This is a genomic window from Amycolatopsis sp. lyj-108 (assembly GCF_046549005.1).
Lineage (GTDB): Bacteria > Actinomycetota > Actinomycetes > Mycobacteriales > Pseudonocardiaceae > Amycolatopsis.
This window is the reverse complement of sequence record NZ_JAJPWQ010000001.1, coordinates 68,875-94,062: the sequence shown is the minus strand read 5'-3', so window position 1 is coordinate 94,062 and position 25,188 is coordinate 68,875. Positions and strand designations below refer to the sequence as shown.

Annotated in this window: 28 protein-coding genes; 17 read left to right on the top strand and 11 right to left on the bottom strand. The window is 68.7% G+C overall.

The features are described from left to right. The first annotated feature begins 41 nt into the window (after positions 1-41). From ACLJO0_RS00465 to ACLJO0_RS00430, 8 genes are all read left to right on the top strand, one after another. Entirely contained in the window at positions 42-878 is an 837-nt protein-coding gene (locus ACLJO0_RS00465; RefSeq protein WP_199748753.1) for a LytR/AlgR family response regulator transcription factor, read from the top strand. Beyond that, the gene (locus ACLJO0_RS00460; RefSeq protein WP_125797881.1) at positions 875-1,393 is read left to right on the top strand and encodes a hypothetical protein; all 519 of its coding nucleotides are present in this window, start codon (positions 875-877) and stop codon (positions 1,391-1,393) included. The genes ACLJO0_RS00465 and ACLJO0_RS00460 overlap by 4 nt, the downstream gene beginning before the upstream one ends. 31 nt (positions 1,394-1,424) lie before the next feature. Continuing rightward, positions 1,425-3,224, top strand: coding sequence for a cation acetate symporter (locus ACLJO0_RS00455; protein ID WP_125790576.1), 1,800 nt, complete (start codon positions 1,425-1,427; stop codon positions 3,222-3,224). 140 nt (positions 3,225-3,364) lie between these two features. After that, positions 3,365-3,709, top strand: coding sequence for a DUF485 domain-containing protein (locus ACLJO0_RS00450; protein WP_410576092.1), 345 nt, complete (start codon positions 3,365-3,367; stop codon positions 3,707-3,709). Beyond that, a complete protein-coding gene (locus tag ACLJO0_RS00445) occupies positions 3,706-5,337 on the top strand; it encodes a cation acetate symporter (RefSeq protein WP_410576091.1) in 1,632 nt (543 codons plus the stop codon). Before ACLJO0_RS00450 ends, ACLJO0_RS00445 begins: the two co-directional genes overlap by 4 nt. Positions 5,338-5,384: 47 nt before the next feature. Continuing rightward, entirely contained in the window at positions 5,385-5,735 is a 351-nt protein-coding gene (locus tag ACLJO0_RS00440; RefSeq protein ID WP_410576090.1) for a rhodanese-like domain-containing protein, read from the top strand. A 44-nt stretch (positions 5,736-5,779) separates the two neighbouring features. Then, complete coding sequence (locus ACLJO0_RS00435) at positions 5,780-6,706, top strand: DUF4328 domain-containing protein (protein WP_410576930.1); 927 nt, start codon at positions 5,780-5,782, stop codon at positions 6,704-6,706. Positions 6,707-6,839: 133 nt separating this feature from the next. After that, a complete protein-coding gene (locus ACLJO0_RS00430; RefSeq protein ID WP_125790572.1) occupies positions 6,840-7,148 on the top strand; it encodes an antibiotic biosynthesis monooxygenase family protein in 309 nt (102 codons plus the stop codon). Here the strand turns inward: ACLJO0_RS00430 and ACLJO0_RS00425 are convergent. Together ACLJO0_RS00425 and ACLJO0_RS00420 are read right to left on the bottom strand one after the other, a co-directional pair. Then, the gene (locus ACLJO0_RS00425; RefSeq protein WP_410576089.1) at positions 7,145-8,314 is read right to left on the bottom strand and encodes a cytochrome P450; all 1,170 of its coding nucleotides are present in this window, start codon (positions 8,312-8,314) and stop codon (positions 7,145-7,147) included. The genes ACLJO0_RS00430 and ACLJO0_RS00425 overlap by 4 nt on opposite strands. 49 nt (positions 8,315-8,363) lie before the next feature. Next, positions 8,364-8,591: a hypothetical protein gene (locus ACLJO0_RS00420; protein ID WP_410576088.1), complete on the bottom strand. Its 228-nt coding sequence runs from the start codon at positions 8,589-8,591 to the stop codon at positions 8,364-8,366. Positions 8,592-8,881: 290 nt separating this feature from the next. Between ACLJO0_RS00420 and ACLJO0_RS00415 the strand changes: the two genes are divergently transcribed. From ACLJO0_RS00415 to ACLJO0_RS00400, 4 genes are all read left to right on the top strand, one after another. Beyond that, positions 8,882-9,766, top strand: coding sequence for a DUF5926 family protein (locus tag ACLJO0_RS00415; RefSeq protein ID WP_410576087.1), 885 nt, complete (start codon positions 8,882-8,884; stop codon positions 9,764-9,766). An 88-nt stretch (positions 9,767-9,854) separates the two neighbouring features. Continuing rightward, positions 9,855-10,208: a DUF952 domain-containing protein gene (locus ACLJO0_RS00410; protein ID WP_125790568.1), complete on the top strand. Its 354-nt coding sequence runs from the start codon at positions 9,855-9,857 to the stop codon at positions 10,206-10,208. Between the two features lie 205 nt (positions 10,209-10,413). Then, a complete protein-coding gene (locus tag ACLJO0_RS00405) occupies positions 10,414-10,926 on the top strand; it encodes a SigE family RNA polymerase sigma factor (RefSeq protein WP_396554791.1) in 513 nt (170 codons plus the stop codon). Then, entirely contained in the window at positions 10,923-11,768 is an 846-nt protein-coding gene (locus ACLJO0_RS00400; protein WP_410576086.1) for a hypothetical protein, read from the top strand. The genes ACLJO0_RS00405 and ACLJO0_RS00400 overlap by 4 nt, the downstream gene beginning before the upstream one ends. Positions 11,769-11,849: 81 nt before the next feature. On the opposite strand, the gene ACLJO0_RS00395 is transcribed toward ACLJO0_RS00400, so the two are convergent. The 3 genes from ACLJO0_RS00395 to ACLJO0_RS00385 form a co-directional block, all read right to left on the bottom strand. Continuing rightward, entirely contained in the window at positions 11,850-12,401 is a 552-nt protein-coding gene (locus ACLJO0_RS00395) for a ferritin (RefSeq protein ID WP_076163986.1), read from the bottom strand. 156 nt (positions 12,402-12,557) lie between these two features. Continuing rightward, positions 12,558-13,769: an arginine deiminase gene (locus ACLJO0_RS00390; RefSeq protein WP_125790566.1), complete on the bottom strand. Its 1,212-nt coding sequence runs from the start codon at positions 13,767-13,769 to the stop codon at positions 12,558-12,560. A 13-nt stretch (positions 13,770-13,782) separates the two neighbouring features. Next, complete coding sequence (locus tag ACLJO0_RS00385) at positions 13,783-14,580, bottom strand: CPBP family intramembrane glutamic endopeptidase (RefSeq protein ID WP_410576085.1); 798 nt, start codon at positions 14,578-14,580, stop codon at positions 13,783-13,785. A gap of 200 nt (positions 14,581-14,780) precedes the next feature. On the opposite strand from ACLJO0_RS00385, the gene ACLJO0_RS00380 reads away from it, so the two are divergent. Continuing rightward, positions 14,781-15,242 (top strand): PPOX class F420-dependent oxidoreductase, encoded by a 462-nt coding sequence (locus ACLJO0_RS00380; RefSeq protein ID WP_410576084.1) that lies wholly within the window; start codon positions 14,781-14,783, stop codon positions 15,240-15,242. Here ACLJO0_RS00380 and ACLJO0_RS00375 read toward each other — a convergent pair. After that, positions 15,239-16,030, bottom strand: coding sequence for a DUF2470 domain-containing protein (locus ACLJO0_RS00375; protein ID WP_410576083.1), 792 nt, complete (start codon positions 16,028-16,030; stop codon positions 15,239-15,241). The two genes, ACLJO0_RS00380 and ACLJO0_RS00375, sit on opposite strands and share 4 nt — an antisense overlap. Before the next feature lie 94 nt (positions 16,031-16,124). Here ACLJO0_RS00375 and ACLJO0_RS00370 point away from each other — a divergent pair, with 94 nt between their 5' ends. Continuing rightward, positions 16,125-17,132, top strand: coding sequence for a hypothetical protein (locus ACLJO0_RS00370; RefSeq protein WP_410576082.1), 1,008 nt, complete (start codon positions 16,125-16,127; stop codon positions 17,130-17,132). Between the two features lie 30 nt (positions 17,133-17,162). Here the strand turns inward: ACLJO0_RS00370 and ACLJO0_RS00365 are convergent, their stop codons facing one another. The 3 genes from ACLJO0_RS00365 to ACLJO0_RS00355 all read right to left on the bottom strand — a co-directional run bounded on the left by ACLJO0_RS00365 (position 17,163) and on the right by ACLJO0_RS00355 (position 21,091). Continuing rightward, positions 17,163-17,903, bottom strand: coding sequence for a hypothetical protein (locus tag ACLJO0_RS00365; protein ID WP_125790561.1), 741 nt, complete (start codon positions 17,901-17,903; stop codon positions 17,163-17,165). Positions 17,904-17,914: 11 nt separating this feature from the next. Continuing rightward, a complete protein-coding gene (locus tag ACLJO0_RS00360; protein ID WP_410576929.1) occupies positions 17,915-19,732 on the bottom strand; it encodes a substrate-binding and vWA domain-containing protein in 1,818 nt (605 codons plus the stop codon). 189 nt (positions 19,733-19,921) lie between these two features. Then, positions 19,922-21,091 carry a homogentisate 1,2-dioxygenase gene (locus tag ACLJO0_RS00355; RefSeq protein ID WP_125790559.1) on the bottom strand — a complete coding sequence of 390 codons (1,170 nt, stop codon included), beginning with the start codon at positions 21,089-21,091 and terminating at the stop codon, positions 19,922-19,924. 85 nt (positions 21,092-21,176) lie between these two features. On the opposite strand from ACLJO0_RS00355, the gene ACLJO0_RS00350 reads away from it, so the two are divergent. Then, on the top strand, positions 21,177-22,031 hold the full coding sequence (locus tag ACLJO0_RS00350; protein ID WP_410576928.1) for a hypothetical protein: 855 nt from the start codon (positions 21,177-21,179) through the stop codon (positions 22,029-22,031). Further along, on the top strand, positions 22,028-22,666 hold the full coding sequence (locus tag ACLJO0_RS00345) for an IclR family transcriptional regulator (RefSeq protein ID WP_125780461.1): 639 nt from the start codon (positions 22,028-22,030) through the stop codon (positions 22,664-22,666). Before ACLJO0_RS00350 ends, ACLJO0_RS00345 begins: the two co-directional genes overlap by 4 nt. A gap of 4 nt (positions 22,667-22,670) precedes the next feature. Here ACLJO0_RS00345 and ACLJO0_RS00340 read toward each other — a convergent pair whose 3' ends face one another. Further along, positions 22,671-23,342: a DUF998 domain-containing protein gene (locus ACLJO0_RS00340; protein ID WP_410576081.1), complete on the bottom strand. Its 672-nt coding sequence runs from the start codon at positions 23,340-23,342 to the stop codon at positions 22,671-22,673. Positions 23,343-23,429: 87 nt separating this feature from the next. Further along, on the bottom strand, positions 23,430-24,017 hold the full coding sequence (locus tag ACLJO0_RS00335; RefSeq protein ID WP_125791520.1) for a TMEM165/GDT1 family protein: 588 nt from the start codon (positions 24,015-24,017) through the stop codon (positions 23,430-23,432). Between the two features lie 188 nt (positions 24,018-24,205). On the opposite strand from ACLJO0_RS00335, the gene ACLJO0_RS00330 reads away from it, so the two are divergent. Further along, complete coding sequence (locus ACLJO0_RS00330) at positions 24,206-25,159, top strand: S41 family peptidase (RefSeq protein ID WP_410576080.1); 954 nt, start codon at positions 24,206-24,208, stop codon at positions 25,157-25,159. Positions 25,160-25,188: the final 29 nt, after the last annotated feature.

The following is a 25,188-nucleotide window of genomic DNA, read 5'->3' as shown; positions in this document are numbered from 1 at the left end:
TTCGGGCAGCGGGCTGGACAAGGAACGCGGCAATGGGCAGGATGCGTCTCACTGTGAGTGCTCACGATGACACCCGGAAGCTCATTGTCCTGGCGGTGGACGATGAGCCCAAAGGGCTAGACGAACTCGTCCACTGTCTCCGGAACAGCCCGCACGTCGCCCTGGTCTATCCGGCGATCGACGCTTCGGAGGCGCTGCGCCTGCTGTCCGCGGACGATCCGAGGCTGGCCGACCGCAAGTCCCGGGGCCTGCCGATCGTGGACGCGGTGTTCGCCGACATCGACATGCCCGGCCTGTCCGGGATGGAGATGTCCCGCGTGTTCGCCGCGCTGCGCCCGTCGCCCGCGCTGGTGTTCGTGACAGGGCACGCCGAAGAGGCGGTCAACGCCTTCGACCTCGGCGCGCTCGACTACGTGCTCAAGCCGTACCAGCAGGATCGTCTCGACCGCGCGATCACCCGCGTGATCGACAAACTCGCCGCCAACGCCGCGCCGAAGTTCGGCGCCGAGGGCGGGCCGGGGCAGGTCAAGAACGACGACGAGGTCATCCCCGTCGAGCTCGCGGGCACCACGAAGCTGATCCCGCGGTCTTCGGTCCGCTGGGTCGAGGCGCAGGGTGACTACGCCCGGTTGTTCACCAACGACGGCAGCCACCTGGTCCGCATCCCGCTCGCGCAGCTCGAAGAACGCTGGGAGAAGGCGGGTTTCGTCCGGATCCACCGGTCGTTCCTGGTCTCGCTGCCGCTGATCACCGAACTGCGCATGGGCCAGGGCGGCTACCAGGTCGTGATCGGTAACGAGGAGAAGGTGCTGCCGGTGAGCCGCCGTCACACGCGCGCGCTCAAGGACAGGCTGGTCGGCGCCAACCGGTCGACGTGACCGACGACTTCTACCGCCGCGTCAACGGCGTCCGCGAGCCGGACCCGACGCTGGGGAAGAGCAGGAAACCGGCGGTGCCCGAGGGCGCCGCCGTCGAGCCCGTGCCGGGTGCGCCCTCCGGCCCGAAGCACGAGCAGGCCAAACCCGAACACCACGCGAAACCCAAGCGGCAGCGGGTGATCCTCGCCGATCCGCGACAGGCCACCAGTACCCTGCGGGCCAGGGTCGAACTCGAAGAGCAGACCAGCTGGGGCAAGCTCCTGATCAAGGATCTGGTGAAGATCCAGCTGCGGACGGCCTCCCTGCTGGCGCTGCTGGTGATGGTCACCCTGTGTTCACTTCCGGTGCTGTTCTATCTGATCCCGTCCTTCGGGCGAGTGGTCGTCGTGGGCATTCCGTTGCCCTGGCTGATCCTCGGGGTGGCGCCGTTCCCGTTCCTGTTCGGCATCGGCCTCTGGTACAACCGGCTCGCCGAACGACACGAACGCGACTTCGTCGACATGATCGAGAACTGACCGCGGAGCTGCACATGCGAGGATCCACACCGTGCAGCTGAATCCGTGGGCCATGGCCGGCATCGTGCTGGTCGCGGTCCTGACCTTCTACCTGGGGCATCGCTCCTCGAGGTCGGCCGTCAGCACGCACGACTTCCTCGTCGCGCGGCGCACCGTCCGGTCCCGGCGCAACGCCGCCGCGATCTCCGGCGAGTACCTGTCCGCCGCGTCGTTCATGGGTGTCGCCGGCATCGTGCTCAAGGACGGCGCCGACGCGCTGTGGTTCCCGATCGGGTTCACCGCGGGCTATCTCGCGCTGATGCTGTTCGTCGCCGCGCCGCTGCGGCGGTCCGGCGCCTACACGCTGCCGGACTTCGTCGAGATGCGGCTGGGTTCGACGATGCTGCGCCGGGTCTCGACGGCGTTCGTGGTGTTCATCGGGATCCTTTACATGGTCCCGCAGCTGCAGGGCGCCGGCCTGACGTTGACGACCATCCTGCCGGTGCCGGTGTGGGCCGGAGCGCTACTGGTCACCTTCGTGGTCGGCTTCAACGTGATCGCGGGCGGGATGCGCGCCATCACCGTCGTCCAGGCCTTCCAGTACTGGCTGAAACTGTTCGCCATCGCGGTGCCGACGTTCATCCTGTGCATCGTGTTCCTCGGCGCAGGCGCGCCGGGCAGCGCGCGTCCGCTGGGGCAGCCCGCCCCACCGACGTTCCTCGAGAACACCACGGTCTCGGTGCAGGCCGACGTCACGCTGAAGGTCACCTCGGTGACCGTGCTCGAGGCGTACGGGGAGGTGGAAGGCGCGCGCGCCAACGGTTTCGCGGTGTGGACGCCGGAGGCCGGGCACAAGGTCGCGAAGGGTACGACGCTGAAGTTCACCGCGGGCACGCCGGTCCCGGTGGTCAGCGACGCGCCCGCGTCGAACGGCGACTGGCTACGGCCGGGTTCGGGCAGTCTCACCGATCTGCTGCAGGTCTATTCGCTGATCCTCGCGACCTTCCTCGGCACCATGGGCCTGCCGCACGTCCTGGTCCGCTTCTACACCAACCCCGACGGGAAGGCCGCGCGCCGCACGACGGTGCACGTTCTGCTGCTGCTCGGGCTGTTCTACCTGTTCCCGACGCTGCTGGGCGCGCTGTCCCGGATGTACGTCCCGGAACTGCTGGTGACCGGGAAGACCGACGCCGCCGTCCTGCTGCTGCCGTCCGCGGTCCTCCCCGGACTCTGGGGGCAGATCCTGGGCGCGGTGACCGCGGCCGGCGCGTTCGCGGCGTTCCTGTCGAGTTCGTCCGGGTTGCTGGTGAGCGTGGCCGGGGTCGTGTCCACCGACGTCCTGCCCGGCCGCGTCCGCGATTTCCGGGTGGCCACGGCGATCGTCGCGCTGATCCCGTTCGCGCTGGCCGTGCTGCTGCCGTCGGAGGACCTGTCGCTTTCGGTCGGGATGTCGTTCGCCCTGGCCGCGTCGACGTTCAGTCCGTTGCTGCTGCTCGGGGTCTGGTGGCGGAAACTCAGCTGGCCCGGCGCGCTGGCCGGGATGCTCGTCGGCGGCGGGCTGGTGCTGACCGCGCTGGTGGTCAACATCGTCAGCAAGTACACCGGCGGCTGGGCGCCGTGGTTCTCGAACCAGCCTGCGCTGATCACCGTGCCCGCGGCGTTCCTGACCACCTATGTGGTGAGCCGCGCGACCGGATACGGGCGGCCGGACGACGTCCACGGCGTGATGCTGCGGCTGCACGCGCCCGATCCGCTCGGCTTCATGCGCGATCGCGCGGTCGCGCGGTTCGGCCAGGCCGGGGAGGACACAGCGAAGACACAGAAGACCGGTAAAGGTCGCCACCGGAAGTAGCGTCACTCTTTCGAGTCGCGAACCTCTACACAGAGTCGTACCGTTCACTCAAATGGATTGCCCCTCTCGGGCCCCATGAGGGGCATGATCTTTCGTGACAACGAAATCACCGAATGGTTGCGGCAGGTGGGAGGTCCGACGTGAGCGATACCGATCAAGGCTTCGGGTCCGATCCGGAATCCGACTGGGAAAAGGTGCAGGCGAGCCCGGAATTCACCGAGCTGCGACGACGGCTCCGGGTATTCGTTTTCCCGGTCTCGGCCCTGTTCCTTCTCTGGTATCTGCTCTACGTGCTCCTCGCCGACTACGCGACCGGGTTCATGAGCACCAAGCTCTTCGGCAACATCAACGTCGGCCTGGTCTTCGGCCTGCTGCAGTTCGTGTCCACCTTCGTGATCACCGGCCTCTACGTCCGCTACGCGAACCGCAAACTCGATCCGCTCGCCGACAAGATCCGGCATGAGGTCGAAGGGATCGAACGGTGAATACGCTGGCAGCGGGCGTACAGGGCAGCAATCCGGTGCTCAACATCACCATTTTCGCGATCTTCGTCGCGATCACACTCGTGATCGTTTTCCGGGCGAGCCGGAATACGAAGACCGCGTCCGACTACTACGCCGCTGGACGCGCGTTCACCGGACCGCAGAACGGGATCGCGATCTCGGGCGACTATCTTTCCGCGGCGTCGTTCCTGGGTATCGCCGGTGCGATCGCGATCAACGGCTACGACGGATTCCTCTACTCGATCGGTTTCCTCGTCGCCTGGCTGGTGGCGTTGCTGCTGGTCGCGGAACTGCTCCGCAACACCGGTAAGTTCACCATGGGCGACGTGCTGGCGTTCCGGATGAAACAGCGCCCGGTCCGCGCCGCGGCCGCGATCTCCACGCTCGCCGTCTCGTTCTTCTACCTGCTCGCGCAGATGGCGGGGGCGGGTGGCCTGGTGAACCTGCTGCTCGGCATCGAGGGGAACCTCGGCCAGGACCTGGTGATCGCCGTCGTCGGCGTGATCATGATCCTGTACGTGCTGATCGGCGGGATGAAGGGCACCACCTGGGTCCAGATCATCAAGGCCGTCCTGCTCATCGCGGGCACGTTCGCGATGACGTTGTGGGTGCTCGGGAAGTACGGCTTCAACCTGTCCAGCCTGTTCCAGGCCGCCGTCGACAAGGGTGGCCAGACCGGGGAAGCGCTGCTCGGGCCGGGCAAGCAGTACGGGAAGACCGGCACGACGAAGCTCGACTTCCTGTCGCTGGGCATCGCGCTCGTCCTCGGCACCGCGGGCCTGCCGCACGTGCTCATGCGCTTCTACACGGTGCCGACGGCGAAGGACGCGCGCCGTTCGGTGGTCTGGGCGATCGCGCTGATCGGCATCTTCTACCTGTTCACGCTGGTGCTCGGCTACGGCGCGGGTGCGCTCGTCGGCCCGGACGTGATCGCGAAGGCGCCGGGTACGACCAACTCGGCGGCCCCGCTGCTGGCACTCGAACTGGGCGGCCCGGTGCTGCTCGGGTTCATCGCCGCGGTGGCCTTCGCGACGATCCTGGCGGTGGTCGCGGGCCTGACGATCACGGCCTCGGCGTCGTTCGCGCACGACGTCTACGCCAACGTGATCAAGAAGGGCAAAACCGCTCCGGACAGCGAAGTCCGCGTCGCGCGGATCACCGCGCTGGTGATCGGAGCGGTCGCGATCGTCGGGGGGATCCTCGCGAAGAACCAGAACGTGGCGTTCCTGGTGGCGCTCGCGTTCGCGGTGGCGGCGTCGGCGAACCTGCCGACGATCCTGTACTCGCTGTTCTGGAAGCGGTTCAACACCCAGGGCGCGCTGTGGAGCATCTACGGCGGGCTGAGCGTCTGCGTCATCCTGATCGTCTTCTCACCCGCGGTCTCGGGTAAGCCTGTCGACGCGAAAACCGGGAAGAGCGCTTCGATGATCCAGGGCGTCGACTTCCACTGGTTCCCGCTCGACAACCCCGGCATCGTGTCCATTCCGGTCGCGTTCTTCCTCGGCTGGCTCGGCACCGTGCTGTCGAAGGAACACAACCAGAAGAAGTACGCCGAGATGGAGGTCCGCTCGCTCACCGGCGTCGGCGCCGAAAAGGCCGTGCGGCACTGAGTGCCTCTTCACGCGCGCGCAACGGGACGGGATGCGAGGATGGCAGCGTGGTGAGCCCTGCTGACATCCCGACCGTCGCCGTCCGTGACCTGCCGAAGGACGGCGTCGCGCTGCTCGACGTCCGCGAGGACGACGAGTGGGCCGCCGGACACGCCCCGGGCACCAAGCACATCCCGATGGGTGAACTGCCCGCGCGCGTCGGCGAACTCGACGAGCTGCCCGACGACCAGCCGGTCTACGTGATCTGCCGCAGCGGCGGCCGGTCCGCCCGCGCCGCCGCGTGGCTCAACGCGAGCGGCTGGGACGCGGTGAACGTCGCCGGCGGGATGGGGTCCTGGAGGCAGGAGGGGCGCCCGATGGTCGGCGAGCATCCCGGCGTCGAACCCGAAGTGCTGTAACCGTGCAGCCTGGCCACTACCCGCCGAGAACCCCGGTGCCGCCACTGCCGCCGGTGCGTCCGGCGCCGATGCGGCAGCCGGCGCACCATCGCGTCCGCTGGGTCGCTTCGCCGCCGCCCGGCGCCTGGCCGCAGCGGCGCAAACCCGTGGCCGAGCGCTACTCCGGCCCGCCGTCGTACCCGGTCCCGCCGCGGTGGGGCTTCCCGAACCTGGTCTGGCGCCGCCCGACCGCCGTCCCGGGGACGGCGTCCGGTGAAGTCACCGCGGGGGAGCGGCTGCGGGTGATCACACGCAGCCTCCTGCCGGTGCTGTGGACCTTCGCCGCCCTCGCCGTCGCCGCCGCGGCGTCGGAGACCTGGCGCTACGTCCTGCTCGTGCAGAGCCGCGACTCCGCGTTGTCGACGTCCGTCGTCTCGGTCTCCGACAGCTTCGTGATCACCACCGGCCTGCTCACGACGATCCTTTCGCTGCTGCCTTCGGGGCTGACCGTGTGGTGGCTGCTCGTGGCGAGGCACGCCGCCGCGGACGCCTCCGGCGAGGTGCCGCCGAGGCGGCAGTGGCAGGTGCTGGTGTTCACGCTGGTGCCGGTGGTGAACCTGATCATGGTGCTGCCGATCGTCGCCGAACTCGAACACGCCGTCCTGCGCCGGACCCGGGAAACGCGGCCGAAGCCGTCGCGGCTCGTGCTGATCTGGTGGGGCGTCTGGATGCTCAACTGGCTGCTGCTCGGGCTCGTCATCGTCTGGCGGTTCCGTGACGGCGTCCAGGCGCTGGCCGACGGCGTTGTGCTGGTCGCGCTGACCGATCTGGCCGCGGCCGGGCTGGCGGTGGTGACGGCGCTGCTCGTGAAGCGCATGTCCGGCCTGCTCGCGCCTGTGGCGGAGAAGCGGCTTCGGCTGCTTCGCGTGCTGAAGGTGGACGGGTCTCCGGACCCGGACCGGCGCGAACGTCCGGCCTCTTCACTGCGCTGACACTTGCCCAGCTCAGTACCAGTGTTCTTGCCCGTCCTTTATGTACTGGGAAGGGGGCCTTCACGGACACGGGCCCGAGGTGAGCCAGGTCACTGTTGACCTCCAGTTCGCTGGAGGTTCCACACTGACGATCATGACCGACGACGGCGTCACCTTCATCAATGTCTTCGAGATCCCCGCCGACCAGGTGGACGAGTTCGTCGAAACGTGGCGAGAGCGCGCGAAGCTGATGCGGGACGCGCCCGGCTTCCGTGACGCCAAGCTCCACCGGGCGCTGCTGCCGGATTCGCGTTTCCAGCTCGTCAACGTCACGCACTACGACAGCAAGGAAGCCTGGGAAGCGGCAGGTAAGAACCAGGTGTTCAAGGCGTCGACCGAACGCGCCGCGGAGGTCGCGACCCCCAACGCCGCGCTCTACGAGGTCGTCGTCGAGTACCCCTAGCCCGTGGTGACCGGCAGCGAGCGCAACCCCCGGATCACGAACTCGGGCCGCCGTTCCGGGGTCTCGGCGAGTTTCAAGCCCGGCAGTTTCGAGGCGAGGGCGGCCAGCGCGGCCGCGATCTCCACCCGTGCGAGCGGGGCGCCGACGCAGTAGTGGATGCCCATGCCGAAGCCGAGGTGCGCGTTCGGGGTGCGGCCGATGTCGAGGGTGTCGGGCCGGTCGAACACCTTCGGGTCGCGTGCGGCGGCGCCGAGGAGCGCTCCGATCTTCTCGCCCTCGGCCACCTGGAAGCCGGCGATCTCGACGTCGGCGGTCGCCGTGCGCTCGAAGAGCTGGAGCGGCGCGTCGAAGCGGATCAGCTCCTCGACGCACGGGTCCAGCAGATCCGGCGAGGCCACCAGCCGCTCCCACTGGTCGCGGTGGGTCAGCAGCGCGTTGACGCCGTTCCCGATGACGTTCACCGTCGCCTCGTGCCCGGCCATCAGCAGCAGGACCGCGGTCGCGACCAGTTCGTCTTCGGTGAGTTCGCCGCGCAGGAGATCGCTGACGATGTCGTCGCCGGGGGAGGCCGCGCGCTGCTTCGCGACGTCACGCAGGTAGTCGACGAACTCCGCGGCAGCGGCTTCGGCGGCGTCGCGCTTCTCCTCGGCGAGGCCGTACTCGTACATCTTCACGATGTGGTTCGACCACATCACCATGCGCGGCCCGTCCTCGACCGGGACGCCCAGGAGTTCCGCGATGACCGCGACCGGCAGCGGCTGCGCGAGATGCGCCAGCAGGTCGGCCGAACCGGTCTCGGCGATTTCGGCGGCGAGCCCGTCGACCATGCCGTCCGCGAGTTCGGTGACCATCGGCCGCAGGCGCTGGACGTGCCCGCGTCCGAACGCGCCCGCGATCACCCGGCGCAGCCGCGTGTGGGCGGGCGGCTCGTTCTCCAGCAGCGAGTTGCGGTGCAGCAGGTTGAACGACGCGAACCGCTCCACCGGCAGCGCGTCCTGCCAGATCCGGCCGAGCGCGCGATGCCGCAGGACGGCGGCCGACGCCGCGTGCGACACCGCCACGGCGATGCCGAGACCTTCGTGCCGGTGGACTTCGCCGTGCTCGCGGAGGTCGGCGAAATACGGGTACGGATTCGCGAGGAAGGCCGGGTCGGCGACGTCGAACACTCGCCGACTGTAACCCGCGCCGGGGCGGTCGCCCCGGCGCGGCCGGGAGCTACAGATGCAGCCAAAGCCCCAGGTGCAGGTGCAGGCCGTGGTGGTGATGACCGTGGTGGTGGTGGTGGTGGTGGTGGCCCACGCACAGCAGCAGGCAATGGCGGGCGTGGTCGGCTCTGTCCGGCTGCGGCGCGGCCGAAGCCGTGCCCACCGCGGGCCCGGCCAGCATCAGCCCGAGTGCCACGGGCAACGCGGCCAAGGCGGCCCGGCGCTTCGAGGTGCTCATCTGTGATCCCTTCTCCGCACTTCGGCGCCGGGATGGCGCCGTGATCGATTCTTCGTTGCGGTGAGGGGAAAACGGCAGGCTGATCACCCGCGGTTAGATCGTCCGGATGATGACAACCGTTTTCAGTCACGTCTGCGTGATACCCGAACGGCCGCTGAAGCCAGCCGATCCGGTCGATCCGGCGGGCTGCCGGGTGTCGTCCGCGCTGTCTTCGTCACCAACCCCGGGGGCCTTACCGGGCGGGAGCCTTCCCGCGATAGCGTTCCGAACCGAGCTTTGAGGAGGCTGACGTGGGCAAGGGTTCGCGCAAGAAGGGTCCCAAGACGACCTCGGATCGCAAGCCGAAGGTGCGCGACGTCTTCGTCGGCCAGCCCTTCGAGGGGCTCGCGGCGGAAACCGAGCTGATCGCGCTGCGCGAGTTCGTCCCGTCGGCGACGGCGACGCTCACGCTGGCGGGTTCCGGCGAGAAGGTCACCCTCGGCACGGTGCTGCCGATGGCGGCGGCCGCGTTCGTCCGGTCCGACGGCGAGCGCTACATCGGCATGCAGGTGCAGACCCGGTCCTCGGACATCAGCCGCGACCTCGGCCGCGCGCTGCAGTGGGTGCTGGACGCCAAGGAGGGTGACGTGCTGTCCGTGCCGGACACCACGACGCCGCCCACCGCCGACGAGAAGGCCCGGCTCCAGGACCTGCTCGACGTGAACGCCGAACTCGACGTCACGCTCTACAACGACTTCGCCTGGTGGCTCCCCGAGGACGCCGACGCGAGCGGCGACGTCGCGCTGTCGCTCGAGCGCGCGAACGCGGCGATCATGCCGACCGAACGTCTCGGCGCGGGCGCGTACTGGGTGCTCGCCGGCGAGAAGGCGCACCTGCGCTGGGTCCGCCCCGAACCGGAGAACCTGCTGCTGCAAGCGCTTGCGCGGCTGTCCGCGGCCGGTGAACTGGGCCTCGGCGAAGGCTCGCGCTACGCCGGTTCGTTCCGCGCGCACGGGCTGCTCGTCCCGGTGTGGGATCTCGACACCGAGGCCCACGCCCGCGAGTGGGCCGACGCGAAGGACCAGCTCGGCGTCCGGCTCGAGGCCGCGCTGAAGTCCCTCGACACCGAGCCGCTCAACGCCGCCGAGCGCCGCTCGCGCGACGGCCTGATCGGCCGCCAGCTCACCATCCGCTGACCAGCCCCCGTCGCAATTCGGCACCTGCTTGCGGTGGTTGCGCGCGCAACCACCGCAACCAGGTGCCGAATTGCGCGAGGATGGGCGCGTGATCCTCCACATTTGCGGACGAGCCGAGTGGGCGGCGGTGCCCGAAGGCGGCGTCTACACCGCCGCGTCGCTCGATTCCGACGGCTTCATCCACTGCTCGGACCCCGGAACGGCGCATATCCCGGCCAACGCCGTGTTCCCCGGCCGCACCGATCTGGTGCTGCTGGAGATCGACCCGGCGCTCGTCGGCGCGCCCGTCGTCTGGGAGGACGGCGACCCGCCGCATCCGGCCGGTATCCACTTTCCGCACGTCTACGGCCCGATACCGCGTAACGCTGTGGTGGCCGTACACGAATTCCCTGTTCAGAAGGATGGTTCGTTCAGAATTCCCGAGTCCCTGTCGAGACGTTGAGGCAGACAACTCCTCGGGAGCACGGGCGTCTCTCGAAGTGGTTCGTGGCGGAAGACAACCTGTGGGGGCGGTCATGCGTTTCGGGAGAGGTGAGCCAGGCGAATCTGGCCAGGTGACCCCGGGAGGAGGCGATACGGTGACCGTAGCCGCGACGGTCATGCCGGAGACGGACGTCCAGTGGGCCGGCGAGAGCCGGGAGAGTGCTGTGCCGGGTGAGCTCACCGACTTCGGCGACTTCGTGCGGGCCGGCCTGCCGGGTCTGCTGAGGTACGGGCACGCCCTCACCGGGAATCCGCACGACGCCGCCGACCTCGTCCAGACCGTGCTGGAGAAGATCGGTTCCCGCTGGTCGTACGTCCAGCACAAGACCGGCGACCCGATGGCGTACATCCGCCGTTCGATGGCCAACGCGCATATCAGCCGCTGGCGCCGGACCAAACGCGAGAGCCTGGTCGCCGACCTGCCGGAGACCCAGCCGTACAGTCCGGCCGACCCGTTCGAACACGAGCCGCTGTGGCAGGCGTTACGGGCGCTGCCGCCGAGGCAACGCGCGGTGATGGTCCTGCGTTACTACGAGGGGCTGTCCGAAGCGGAGATCGCGGATTCGCTCGGGGTCAGCCAGGGCACCGTCAAAAGCCAGGCGAGCAAGGCGATCGCTTCGTTGCGCACGAAGCTCGCTTTGATCGAGCCCAAGGACGAAGGGAGGGAAGCGGGATGAACATGTCCGAAGAGGACGTGCAGCAGAAGCTGCGTGACCTGTTCTCGGATGACCGGTTGGGCGTGGGCTCCACGCTGAATCCCGAGACGATCGTCGCGGGCGCCCGTCGTCGCCGTCGGCGCCGCCAGCTGATGCAGACGACGAGCGGGATGGCCGCCGCGGTGGTCATGCTGGGCGGCGGGCTCGCGATCTTCACGATCCACGACAAGGACAACGGCGCGGCCTTCCCCGGCGGCGACCAGCTCACCATGGGGACGGCGGCCTCGTCGAGTTCGGCGCAGCCCGGGCCGGCGAGTCCGCAGCCGCCGGTGTCCTCGCCGGCGGCACCGTCGAGCCAGGCGTCCGCGCCTGCGACGTCGACGGCCTCCGACGGGCCTGCCAAGCCGCCGAAGAGCACTGCCGCCACGAAGCCGCCGACGCAGGGCAAGGTGACTTCCGGCGCGCTCCTGACCGCCGTCGGCTTCGGCAAGCTCCGGCTCGGGATGAGCGAGTCCGAGGCGGAGGCCACCGCCGGTCCGCTGCGGGCGAGGGAAGTCCGGGGCGCCTGCACCTACGGCTACGCGGAGGGCGCGGCCGTTCCGGGGCCGACGTCGGTGTCGCTGACCGAGGGCGACGGGATCACCGTCATCAACCCGGCGGGCACGGTGCACACCCCGGAGGGGATCGGCGTCGGTTCGACCGAGGCGGACATCCTCGCCGCGTATCCCGGCACCACCAAGGACGGCAGCGCCTACGTGGCACCGGCCAGCGCGGTCAGCGCGTACCGGATCTTCGTGTCCAACGACGGGGCGGCCGTCAGTATCCTGCTGACCAGCATCAACCAGGAGTGCCAGTTCAGCTGAGGCATCCGCGAAACGGGAAAACCCGGGCTGCTCCAAGGGGGAGAGCCCGGGTTTTCCCTGTGGTGGGAGAGCGTCAGTGCGTCAGAGCGCGCCGCCGGCGACCGGGGGCATCCCCGAGTCGGCGCCGCCGTCCCCGATGGATTCGCGGTGCAGGTGGTTCTCCACCTCGAACAGGTTGCCGTTCGCGCGTTTGACGATGTTGAGCAGCGTGGACATCTGGGAGATCTCTTCGACCTGCTCCTTGAGGAACCACTGCGTGAACTGCTCGCCGATGTAGTCCTCTTCGGCGCGGGCGGCCTTGGCCAGCTGCTGGATGTCGGTCGCGACGTCCTTCTCCTGCTGCAGTGCGAGCTCGATGAGCTCGGTGACGTCAGAGAAGGTGTTGCGCACGTCGCCGGTGCCGGGGATCTCCACGTGGTGGTCGGTGTCCAGCATGTACTGGATCAGCGCCATCGCGTGGTTCCGCTCCTCGACGGACTGCTTGTAGAAGTGCTTCGCGAGCTGCGGCAGGTCCTCGGCGTCGAACCAGACCGCCAGCGCGATGTACTGCTGGGAGGCGTTGAACTCGTTGTGGATCTGCGCCTGCAGCAGTTCATAGAACTTCGAGCGCGGTTGCTTCTTGATGAGGGCCATGCGTACAAAGATACGTCATCGCCTATTCGTTTTCCACTTATGTCTGGTGATGTACCCCCTATTAGGTTACCATTACCGACAATAGGTCCGCCTCAATTAAGTAAGCCTTCCCTAATTAATCGAAATCAATTAGGGAAGGCTTACTTTATTTCTGTTTCAGATGCTTTCGCGCCGGATCGGGCACGACATGCAGCGTGGTCCGCCGCGGCCGGAGCCCAGCTCGGAGCCGGTGATCGCGAGTACCTCGATCCCCGCTTCCTCCAGGCGTGCGTTGGTTTCCACATTACGTTCGTACCCGACGACGACACCGGGAGCGAGGGCGAGGGTGTTGTTCCCGTCGTCCCATTGCTCGCGTTCCGCGGTGACCGGATCGAGCCCGGTGTCGATGACGCGAAGCCGTTCGATTTCCATTGCTTCGGCGGCCGCCGTGAGGAATGGTGCCGGGCCTTCGACCTTCACGGAACCATCGTCGGTCGGCCGCATGGTGAACGCGGTCAGCGAATCACGGGAAAGCGGATACATGACGACGGCGTCGGCCGCGACCATCGTGCAGACGGTGTCCAGGTGCATCGTCGCGCGGGTCTGCTGGATCGGGACGGCGAGCACGGTGTGCGCGATCCCGTCGGCGAACACCGACCGCGCCAGCGACTCCGCGCCCGCCGCCGTCGTCCGCTCGCCGACGCCGATGGCCAGGACACCCGGCGAGAGCAGCATGACGTCGCCGCCTTCGATCGGCGCCGAATGCGCGCCGTACGCGCGGGACGCGTGACGGAACCACGGGTGGTAGGCGTAGATCAGGTCCAGCACCGCGGTCTCGCGGACACGGGCGGGCATGGTGAGCGAGGAGACCGCGACCCGGTCGCCGATCCACGCCGACGAGTCACGGGTGAACAGCAGGTTCGGCAGCGGATCGACGGCGAAGTCGTTCGGATGGTTCATCAGCCGGACCAGTGAGGCGCCCTCGGCGGCGGGCAGTTCCTCGAAGGTCATCCCCGCCATCAGGGCCTCGGCCAGCACCGCCGGGGAGACGCTCGACAGATGGGACCGGAGCGAATCGGCCAGATCGGGCCCGAGCCGCCGCTCGTCGACCGCCGCGTGCACCCCGGCCGCGTGGGCGCGGGTGTCGGCGAGCGCCGTGCGCAGCGCGTCGGCCAGCAGTAGCACCTCGACACCGCGGCCGCGCAGCACCTCGGCGAACGCGTCGTGCTCCTCCTGCGCGCGGTCCACCCAGGGGATGGAATCGAACAGGAGCTGGTCGTTGTTGCGAGGCGTGAGCCTTTTGAGCTCGTTGCCGGGCCTGTGCAGGAGCACCGCACGCAGGGGGCCGACTTCGCTGTCAACTCGGGGTGGAGTCGTCTCGTCAATCACTGGTTCACCCTAACTAGGGAAGCCAGGAAACTCGCCCTTTGAGCAGCGCGTATCCGACGAAGGAAACGAAATCCAGCACGGTGTGCGCGGCGATCAGCGGCCACAGCCGGTTCGTCTTCTGCCACAGCCTGCCGAACACCAGGCCCATCACGACGTTGCCGACGAAACCGCCGAAACCCTGATACAGGTGATACGACCCGCGAAGCACCGAAGACGCGACCAGCGAGGTGTTCTCACGCCATCCGAGCTGGCGCAGCCTGGTCAGCAAGTACGCGACGACGAGGACCTCTTCGGCGAACGCGTTGCCGAAGGCCGACAACGTCAGCGTGATCGGACGCCACCACGTTTCGCCCAAAGTGGACGGTTGCACCGACAGGCTGAACCCGAGGCCGTAGGAGAGGAAGTACAGCCCCAGCCCCGGAATCCCGATCACCGCGGCGAGCAGCAGCCCGTGCACGGCGTCGCGGCCGGGGCGTTTTCTGTCGAGCCCGATCTCCGCGAGCTTCATCCCGCCACGCCACAACAGGTACAACCCGAGCGCGCCCCAGCCGACCAGCTGACCGGCGCTCAGGAGCTGCTTGAGCAGGTCGACAAGGCTCAGCGTCGCCTGGGGGACGTTCAGCTGGGCCTGCTGCTGTGCCAGCGGCACCGGCTGCAGCAGCGAGTCCACAAGGGACAGCAGGCTGCGCAGCCCGGACAGGCCGAGGGTGATGCCGAAGACGACGACCAGTTCGATGACGATCGCGCGGCGGCGCGCCGGATCTTCCACGAATTCCGGCAGCGCCGGGCGTTCGGGACGCAGCCAGCTCATCGACCGCACGCTACCGTGTTGATCGCCGCGCGCTGACGGAAACGCCCCGCAGGGCGCGGTGAGGAGGGCAACTCACCACCGCGGTAATGGGCGCCCTGCAAACCGTTTCCGTGGGCCTCCGGCCCAAAAGAGGCGCGCTGCCGCGCTCTCGGGCACGCGTGGGCGCCCCGCCGTGTCGGTCGGCGAGCTACCGTCGGGTCATGCCAAGGAGCATCGCGACCAACGAAACCGTCGACCGCGCCGCGCTCGTCGACTTCCTGTCCACCCGCCACCGCGCCATCCTCATGACCACGAAGGCCGACGGCGGCCCCCAGCTTTCCCCGGTGACCTGCGGTGTCGACGCCGGAGGCCGTCTGGTCATCTCCACGTACCCGAAGCGCGCGAAAGTCGTGAACGTGCGACGCGAGCCGAAGGTGTCCGCCTGCGTCCTTTCCGACGAGTGGAACGACCAGTGGGTCCAGCTGAACGGCACCGCCGAGGTGCTCGACCTCCCCGGCTCGGTCGAGCCGCTGGTCGACTACTACCGCGCGATCTCGGGCGAACACCCTGACTGGGACGAATACCGCGAAGCGATGGTGAAGCAGGGCAAGAGCATCATTCGCGTCACCATCGAATCGTGGGGGCCGGTCGCGAAGGGCGGATTCCCGGCGGAACTCGCTTAACCCTGCGGAAAGTAGGGGCAGCCGACAAGACGGCGGATCTCGCCGCTCAACTGCTGCGGCCCTTCGACCGGACGCGAGAACGCGAGCCGGACGTCGTGGTCGCCGGAGTCGGCCTCGACGCGCAGCCGCAGGCCGTAACGGTCCAGCCCGAGCGGCCGGATCCAGCCGCCGCGCAGTTCGGCGGGCACGTGTTTGGCGAGCTGCTGGACGACGTCGGCGTGGTCGGTCTCGAGATGCCGCAGCCACGCGGCCTCGTAGTCGTGGAACGGGTCCGGCGGCGCGGCGCTGAACATATGCGGCCGGAGCGAATGCGTGCCCTCGGCGTCGGCGAGCACCAGCGACGCCGGGGTCAGGCGCAGCAGCGTCAGGCCGTGCCCGACGTCCAGCAGCCGCTCGTCCGGCCGGGTTTCGGCGATGGAGACGGCGCGGGCGCGGGCCGAGACCTCGGAGAGCGGGCGGAGCCAGCCCGTGATCCACAACAGCCCGCGGATGGGTTCGCGCAGGTCGACCGGTGCCTGATCGGTCAGTTCGACCATCACCGCGAGCTCGCTACGCTGGGCTTCGTGCGCGCGTTCGACCAGGGGATGCTCGTCCGGCAGCAGGATGCTGACGCTGCCGCTCGTGTGCACGTGGTGCAGCTCGGGGATCACGCGGCCGTACGGTCCTGGCCGGTCACGCTGTTCGGCGGTCGGCATCAGCGTCGCCGGGCCGTTGCGGGTGGCGATCGTCTTCGCGCGTTCCGCGGGGTTCGGCGCCGGCGGGCGGCGAATGGACGTCGGTGTGGTCACGGCTCACCTCCTAGTTAGGCGAGCCTAACCTGACCTGGATGCTGAGTGGAAGTAGCCTGGATCACTTCTCACCGCATCCGTATACGTTGACCAGGTGGAAGACCACAGAATCCGGGTGCTCGAACCACCCGAAGGGATTCCGGCGTCGAACATGCCGGTCCTGCGACCCCTTCTCGACCGCCTCATCACGACCCTCGGCACGACGTCGGTCGCCGGCGGGGTGCTCGTGGTGCTGGGCGTCCTCCAGGCGGTGTCGGGGCGGTACGGGATCGCCGCGCCCACGTTCCTGCTCTGCTTCATGACACCGGTTTCGCTCTACTTCGGCTACGTCGTCTTCGCCGGATCCTTGCCGATGCGGAGGCTCAGCGCGAAGCCGTTCCGCCTGGTGAGCGGGCTGGACGACGCTGTCGTCGCCGGTTCTCGCGTAAGCGTCCCGCTCGACGGCCGGTGGCTGGTCGTCCGGCTGCCCGCCCCGCTCCGCGCGCAACTCGCGGCGCAGCGGCGGCTGTGGGTGCTCGGCCCGTTCGTCCTGCTGCCGGGTGTCATCGGCCCCCGGCGCGGCGTGTTCCGGGACGCCCCGGTGAAGGGTTCGGCGCCGCTGGTGGCCGAGCCGGTCACGCCGGGACGGATGCTCACCCTGCAACGACGGCTGCTGGCTTCGTACTACCTGCTCGGCGCCGGGATCACCGTGGTGGCGGGCGCTTTCGCGCTCTGGGTCTCGTTCGACTTCCCGGACCGCGACAGCCTCATCGTGCCGAACACGCGGGTTCTCGCCGTCCTCTGTGGTCTCGCGACGATCGGGCTCGGCATCACGGCACTCGTGGTCGCCCGGCCGTCACCCGAACCGCGGTGGACCGAACTAGCCGTCATTTCCGGACCGGCGTCGGTCAACCTCTTCGGCATGGTGACGCTGAAGGGCCGGACGGTCCTGCCCGGCGGTCGCGAGGTCACCGTCCAGGCCGCCGGCTCGGATCCGTCCCTGGCCGCGAACATCGCCGCGACCGGACGGCTGTGGGTGCTCGGCGTGCCGGTGGCCGGGAAGATGGCGAAGGCCGGAGTGCCCGGTCACGCGGTTTTCGGTCAGGTCAAGTTCGGGTCGTGAGTGGCGATTCGGTCCAGCCGTCCTCAACCCTCAACTGAGCGAGCGTCGCGTCGCCTCTTCGGTCTCCACGACGCCCCGCCGGATCCCTTCCAGCTGCTCGCTCAACTCGCCGATGGTGGTGGTGTCGAGCAGCGAATCGCCGGTGGCGGCCGAAAGTTCGGCCGCCCTGGCGACAAGGCCGTCGAGTCCGAGCGCACCGGATCGCAGTTGTGCCAGCAGTTTCCGTTGCGCGCTCGAAAGCCGCGCGTGCACGTCTTCCTGTGCCTGCACGGCCTCGAGCGACTGGGTCAGGTCGCCGCGGATGTCGTCGTCGGCGGTCTTCAATTCCTTGCGCAGCCGGGCTTTCTCGGCCGATACCGCGCCGAGATCCACGCGTGCCAATGCTTTCCCGGTGGCGGATGTGCGGCCGGCCAGCCGCCGGAGGGTGTCGACGGTTTCCCGCACCACCGGTTCCATGTCGGCCACCCGGTCGGCGAGCGGGCCGGTGTCGAGCGAGCCGGAGATCGACCGGAATCCTTCGGCCGCGGCTTCCGCGCGCCGCAACCAGCCCGCCTCCGGTGAGCCCGGCTCGACGTCGGGCAGAGCCCGCTCTTCGGGTTCGGGCTCCGGTTTCGGCCGCGTGACGGCGGCGACCCCGGCGCGGGCGGCGAGCACGGTCACGCCGACGCCGAGCGCGGCGAGCACCGGCAGTTGCACCGCCCAGGCCGCACCGGCCGACGTCGCCGCGAGGAGCAGTCCCCACGGCTCACCCAACTCACGGACGAAGCGCATATCCGAGGATCTCAGAAATTCGAGATGACGGCGGTGAAGACCTGGTCGATCGAGTCCGGTTTGGACGAGTCGTACCCGACGCCCTGCGTGGTCTCGGCGATCTCCTTGAGCACGTCCAAGTCGGCGTCGGCGCCGTAGGCGATGGTGAACATCCGCACCGCTTCGCCACCGCCCTCGGCTCGCAGTTGCCCGACGAGGTTCGGCAGATCGATGCCGCCCGGATCCTCGTTCCGGCCGTCGGTGAGCACGACGACGGCGTTGATCGCGTTCGGATCCAGCCGCTGCTTCATGAATTCGTAGGCCGCGAGCGACGAATCGTAGAGCCCGGTCCCGTTCTGCGGGGTCAGCCCGTTCAGCCGCGACGCGAGCTCCCGCCTGCCCGGCTCACCGCCGATCGGCGACACCGGCCGGAGTTCGACGTAGTCCTTGTCGCCGCTCAGTTTCGTCGAGAACATCCACAGCCCGACCTTGTCCGCGTCGCTGAACTGCGGCAACGACGCCACGGCCGCCTGTTTCGCGAGATCCATCTTGTTCTTCCCCGTGCCGCCGACGCTGTCGCCCATCGAGCCGGAGACGTCGACGACCAGCAGCACGTTCGCCTTCTTCCGCAGGTCCTTCCACGATTTCAGCACCTCGGTCAGCACCGGCGGGCTCGGCGGGCGGATCAGGTTGAGCTTCGTGTCCGGCTGGGCGCCGTTCTCCGTGGTGGTCTGCGAGCCGGGCTTCCCGTCGAACGTGCGGAAGCCGATGTCGCTGAACTTCTGCTGCGCCTCGGCGCCGCGCAGATGTGCGAGGAAGTCCGCCGCGACCTGCTTGTGGAGATCGTCGGCCCAGTTCAGCACGGTGAACGGGTGATCGGAGTTGAGCGTGCCGTCGCTCGGGTAGATGCCGACGAGGGGCACCTTCGGCGGCGCGTGCTGCCCGCGCTTCTCCGGGTCGTTGGTGGGATTGCCCTGGTTGTAGCCGACGAGCGAGTTCTCCTCGACCGTCACCGCCGAGATGTACGACATCGCGGCGCCGCGGTCGTCGGCCTTCTGCAGGTTCGTCAGGAACGTCAGCGTGTTGTCGCCGTAGTGGACGATGGCCTGCTCGACGTTCTGCACGAACGTCCGCGCCTCCGGCTTCGCGAGCGCGTTCGCGGTGAGGTCCGAAGACGTGCCCGTCGCCGCGTAGTAGGCGCCGATGGTGGCGTTGAGGCCGGAGGTGGAGATGTTCGGATTCGTCTTCCCCAGCCGGAACTTCCCCCATTCCGGGTGGCCGTACTTCGCCCAGCCCTGCGGATCCGTGGCGAGCGCGGCGAGATCCTTCCAGCCGATGCCCTTGCCAGGCCAGCCGAGCGCTTCGGCCATCGGTTTCGGCATGGCGACGACCAGCGGCGCGTTCGCGACCGATTCCGGATCGCCCTCGGGCACCAGAGCGGGATGATCGGTGCCGGTGAGGTTCTGGCGAAGCAGGTTCACCCAGCCGGACGCCGCGGGTGTCCAGACGTCCGGCCGCGGGCCGTCCACCGCCTCGTTCCAGCCGCGGGACAACGCCTGCATCGCGGTTCCGGACGACTTCGACTGCACCAGTACGTCGACGCACCGTCCGGCCACCGTGCGGCCGCTGTAGCCCTTGGCGATCTCGGTGACGACGCCTGCCTTCTCCGGCGACGACGACACCTGCAGCTTGACCGCGTCACCCGTCGTGCACTTCGCTTCCGCGGCCTCCTCGCCGGAATCGCTCGTGAGCGCGCGCAAGCCGATGATCAGGCCGATGGCGACCACCGCCGCGGCCACGAACGCCAGGACCTTCCGGCCGCCTCGGGATTGCCCGGGTTTCACGACCATGAAGACCTCCAGCGGTGGGGACACCGATTATCCGGAGGTTTCACCCCGCCTGGGGTCGTGTTGCCGAACCGTTGCGGCCGTGGCGGTACTTATCCCGCCACGTTTCGGCGCAATTCGTCACCTACTTGCGCGGGCACTGGCCGGTGCACGTCTTCGAACGCCGCAAGTAGGTGACGAATTGCGGGGTCGTCACGCGCCGGGGCCGCGTCCGGACCAGGTCCACGCGTAGCCGGGATCCTCCGACGCGTCGGCCGCTTCGCCGAGTTCCAACGGCGCGAAGGTGTCCACCATGACCGCGGTCTCGTCGAAGAACTGGGCGCCGATCGACGCCTCGGCCGCGCCGGGCTGCGGCCCGTGCGTGAAGCCCGACGGGTGCAGCGAAAGCGAGCCGACTTCGATCCCGGAGCCCTTGCGCGCCTCGTAGTTCCCGCGGACGTAGAACATCAGTTCGTCGGAGTCGACGTTCGCGTGGTTGTACGGCACCGGGATCGACTCCGGGTGGTAGTCGACCTTGCGCGGGCAGAACGAGCAGACCACGAAGTTCGGCCCCTCGAACGTCTGGTGCACGGGCGGCGGCTGGTGCACGCGGCCGGTGATCGGCTCGAAGTCGTCGATGTTGAAGACCCACGGGTACAGACAGCCGTCCCAGCCGACGACGTCGAACGGGTGGGTCGCGTAGGTGTAGCGGGTCAGCCCGGCGCGGTGCCGAACGAGGACTTCGACGTCGGTGCCGTCGACGACCAGCGGCTCGGACGGGCCGCGGATGTCGCGTTCGCAGTACGGCGAGTGCTCCAGGAACTGGCCCTTCGCCGACAGGTACCGCTTCGGCGGGCCGATGTGGCCGCGCGCCTCGATGGTCAGCAGCTTGACCTCTTCGTGCGGAAGTACGCGATAGGTGCACGACGTCGGGATGACGAGGTAGTCGCCGTCGCCGACCTCCAGCGAGCCGTAGATCGTCTCGACGGTCGCGCTGCCACCCTGGACGTAGAAGAGCTCGTCGCCTGCCGCGTTGCGGTACAGCGGCGAAGGGCGCGTCGCGTGCACGAAGCCGATGGTGACGTCGGCGTTGCCGAACAGCCGTCGCCGGTCGGTGACCGCGTCCGCGTCGCCGAACTTGAGGTCGTGGGTCTTGAAGGCGCGGGGCTTGAGCGGGTGGTTCGGGGCGATCGGGCCGCGTTCGTCCTCGATCGCGACGGCGTCGACGATCGCGGTGGGCAGCCCGCGGTGATAGAGCAGCGCCGAGTCCGCCGAGAAGCCCTCGACACCCATCAGTTCCTCCGCGTACAGGCCCCCGTCGGGCTTGCGGAACGCGGTGTGACGCTTGTGCGGGATCTCGCCTACCTGCCGGTAGTAAGGCATCGGAATCTCCCCGGAACGTGTCCGTTGTGCGAACGATTTTGTCCTGATGTCGTACGCTACTAGCGTGTCAGTCGTGTCAAGCGCTGTGGAACTCACGCCACCCGGCCCCCGAGGAATCCCTCCCCTGTTCGCGCGGCTCGTCGACGACTCGGCGTTGTTCCCGCCCGGCGAGGCGTCCATGCCCGAAGCGCTGCGTGCGCACTTCGCGTCGAGGGCCGGTGAACACTCCGGCATCCTCGGTGTGTTCCTGTGCCAGGCGTCGAGGCTGCCCGAGCTCATCACCGAACTCATCAAGATCAAACCCAAGGAACCGCTGCCGCTGTCGCTGATCATCGACACCGGTCTCGGCGGGGTCCCGAAGGCGATCTCCATCGTCGAATCGCGCAGCGAGATCCTCGCGCTGCGGATGGTGGAGATGCCGGCGCCGTCGGACGTCGACGAGGTCTGGCTGGAGCGCGTCTCCGAGTTCGTGCCCGAGGACGTCATCCGCGTGGTCGAGCCGCGCCGCGGCGTCGGCTGGCTGGACGGCGTGCGGAAGGTGATCGAGCACGGCAGCTGGCCGAAGATCCGCTGCGGCGGCAAGGCGGGCGAGAACTTCCCCAGCGTCGACGAGGTCGCCGACTTCCTCGCGGTGGTCAGCGGCTCGGCAGGGGCGTCGTTCAAGGCGACGAACAGCCTGCACCGCGCCGTCCGGCACACCGAGGAGTCGAGCGGCTTCACCCATCACGGGTTCCTGAACCTGATCGTCGCGTCCGCGCGCTGCCTTTCGGGCGGTGACGTGCGCGCCGCCCTCGAATCGACCGACGGAGCCGCACTGGCCGCCGAGGCCAAGGGATTGTCGGAACCGGCCGCGAAGGCCGTTCGCGGGTTCTTCGCGTCCTACGCGGCGGCCTCGTTCGACGAGCCCGTCGCCGACCTCGGAGAACTCGGGTTGCTGTGACTCGCGAAGGGTCGCTGACCCTGGACAGAGGGCTCGCGTTGCTGCAGGCGGTGGCGGACGCGGGTGGCGAGGCGGCGACGATCTCCGAACTCGCCGTCGCCATCGGCGCGAGCCGGGCCGCCGTCTACCGGCTGCTCGTCCCGCTGTCCGAACGCGGTCTGGTGTGGCGTGACGGTAACAAGGTGCGGCTGGGTGTCGGCCTGCTCCGGCTCGCCGGACAGGTCCTCCCGCAGCTGCGCGAGGCGGCCAGGCCGGTCCTGCGCGAACTGGCGGAGAAGGTCGGCGCGACCGCGCATCTGTCGGTCGCGCAGGGGGACCAGGCGCAGGCCGTCGCGGTCGTCGAGCCGTCGTGGACGAGCTTCCACGTGGCCTACCGCGTCGGCACCCGCCATCCACTGTCCGCCGGCGCCGCGGGCAAGGCGATCACGCTGCGCCCCGGCGGCGAAGGCTGGGTCACCTCGTCCGGTGAACTGGAGGCCGGCGCGTCCGGGGTCGCCGCGCCCGTGCGCGGGGTGCCGGGCTTGAAGGCCAGCCTCGGCGTCGTGTCGCTGGAGCCGCTGGACGCCTCCGTGGTGGGCCCGGCGGTCGTCGCGGCCGCCGTCCGGCTGGCCGAAGTGCTGAAGCAGCCCGAGTAGCGCGTCAGCGGTGGCTGAGCAGCGGGCGCACCATGGTCGCCAGCAGGGCGAGGTCCACCGCGAACAGCAGCCGCTCGAACAGGCCGAGCGTCACCTCCTGCTGTGACGGCCCGGTGAGCATCGTCCAGACGAAGCCGCCGAGCACGATCATCACCGCGGCGAAGCTGGCCACCGAAAGCCGCCGGATCGTCGTGCGGCGCGGCTCCCAGGGGCAGCGCGCCCGGCCGGGACGGGTCAGCAGCCAGGCGGCGGCGGGAAGTGCGAGGAAGGCCGCCAGCGCGGCGTAGTTGTGGATCTGCCCGGCCAGCGAACGGGCCTGTCCCTCGGGGTCGACGGGGACGAGCGCGAGGACGAACAGCCCGGCACACCACACGCCGAGCAGGACGAGAACGGACGCGTAGCCGCTGCGGTGGGCCTTCGCGATGCCGCCGAGGAGCGCGAGCGATCCCAACCCCAGCGCCAGGCACATCGCGCCGAACAGCGGCGCCGCCGTCGAACCGGGCGAGAGATAGCCGTACACGTACTCGGACAGCGTCTGCCAGATCGGGCTGACCTGGCCGGACAGCCGTAGATGCAGGTCGATCGAGATGGCGACGGCGACGGCCATGCCGAAGATCGCGAGCCTGCCGTGCACGGGGGAGACGGCACGGGCCGCGAGGATCTTCGGGGAGGTCACGACCGGTTTCTCCAGGCACGTCGGGCGGGTGTTCACCTTTTCGTTTCCGAAAGGTTACCCGGCGAACCTGTGAAAACCCCGTGCGCCTCAGAACGCGAGCTGGGCCAGCGCGAACAGGGAGAACCCGGCGAAGACGAAGCCCGCGACGCGCTGGATGAGCTTCGGGCGGATGCGGCTCCGCACCTTCGCGCCGATGAAGACGGCGAGCCCGGCGACGGCGACCAACGCGACGAAGGAGCCGAGCGCGACAGCGAACGGGTTGCCGAAGCGGGCGGTCAGGCTGGCCGTCGCGAGCTGGGAGGCGTCGCCCCATTCGGCGGCGAACAGCACACCGAACGACGTCAGCGCGGAGCGGAAGAAGGTCGCGGGGCTCGGCCCGGAACGCGACGCGTCCTCTCCGCCGTCCTTGCCCGGCTTGAACCCTTCACGAAGGAGCATGAAAGCGCCGATACCGAACATCGCGGCGACGATCACGGCCACCAGCGTCTCCGGCAGCAAAGTGAGCACACTGCCGAAGGTGGCGGCGATCGCGCATTGCACGGCGAATGCGGCGGTGACCCCGGCGAATACCGGCCACGCGCGGAAACGGGTGGTGAGAACCAGGGTGGCGACGAGGGTCTTGTCCGGCAGTTCCACCGCGAGTACCAGGCCGAACGCGCTGATCAGCGCCAGCATCGAGCTAGACATGATGGTTCTTCACCCCTTTCACTGCAACGATAAAGGGGCGATTCAGAGAAAGGCAAGCTGATGGCTTTTCCGAATCGGACGGCATGTGCGGGCGAATTGTGTTTCATGGCGGGGCGGAATTGAGTTTTCGGTGAACCGAATTCTTTTTTCAGGCTCCGCTGGTAGCGTCCGGGAGCATGGACGACAGAGCGCGGATCGAGGACGTGTGCAAGCGGCTGAAGGACCACTACGTGTTCCCCGACGTCGCCGAAAAGCTGACGGTGCTCCTGCGGGCGAGGCTGGGTGACGGCGCGTACGCGGGGCTCGACGATCAGGCGTTCGCCGTCGCGGTCACCCAGGACCTGCAGTCGGTCAACGGGGACAAACACCTGCGGCTACGGCATCACGTCGACCCGCTGCCCGACGTGAACGGGGAGTCGTTCGATCCCGAGCAGTTCCGGCGCGAGGCGGAACTGAACGGCCACGGCATCGCGTCGGCGCGACGGCTGGCCGGGAACGTCGGCTACCTGGAGACCAAGCTGTTCTACGGGCCGGACATCGCCGGTGAGGCGCTGGCCGCCGCGATGACGCTGCTCGCGACCACCGACGCGCTGATCATCGACGTCCGGGAGAACCGGGGCGGGGATCCGATGGCGGTCGCGCTGCTGATCAGCTACCTGGTCGACGAGCCGACGCACTTCAACAGTATTTACCTGCGCGACGGCGACGTGACCAACCAGTTCTGGACGCTGCCGTACGTACCGGGCCGCAAGTTCGGCGCGGACAAGCCGGTGTGGGTGCTGACCGGGCCGACCACGTTCTCCGGTGCCGAGGATCTGAGCTACTCGTTGCAGCAACTGGGGCGCGCGAAAACGGTCGGCGCGGTCACCGGCGGCGGGGCGAACCCGCGGCGACAGTACAAAGTGGACGCCCATCTGGATGTCACCGTCCCGGGTGGACGGGCCGTGAACCCGGTCACGGGAACCAACTGGGAAGGCGTCGGCGTCCGGCCCGACATCGCCGTCGGCGTCGAGGCCGCTTTCGACACCGCGTACGCGTTGGCGCTGGCCCACGTGCTGACACTGGGGGATTCGGGCGTGCGGCGGCAGATCGCCGACGAGGCACGACTCACACTCGCCGGACTCGGCTGACCAGGGCGCGGGACCTACGTCCCGGCGAG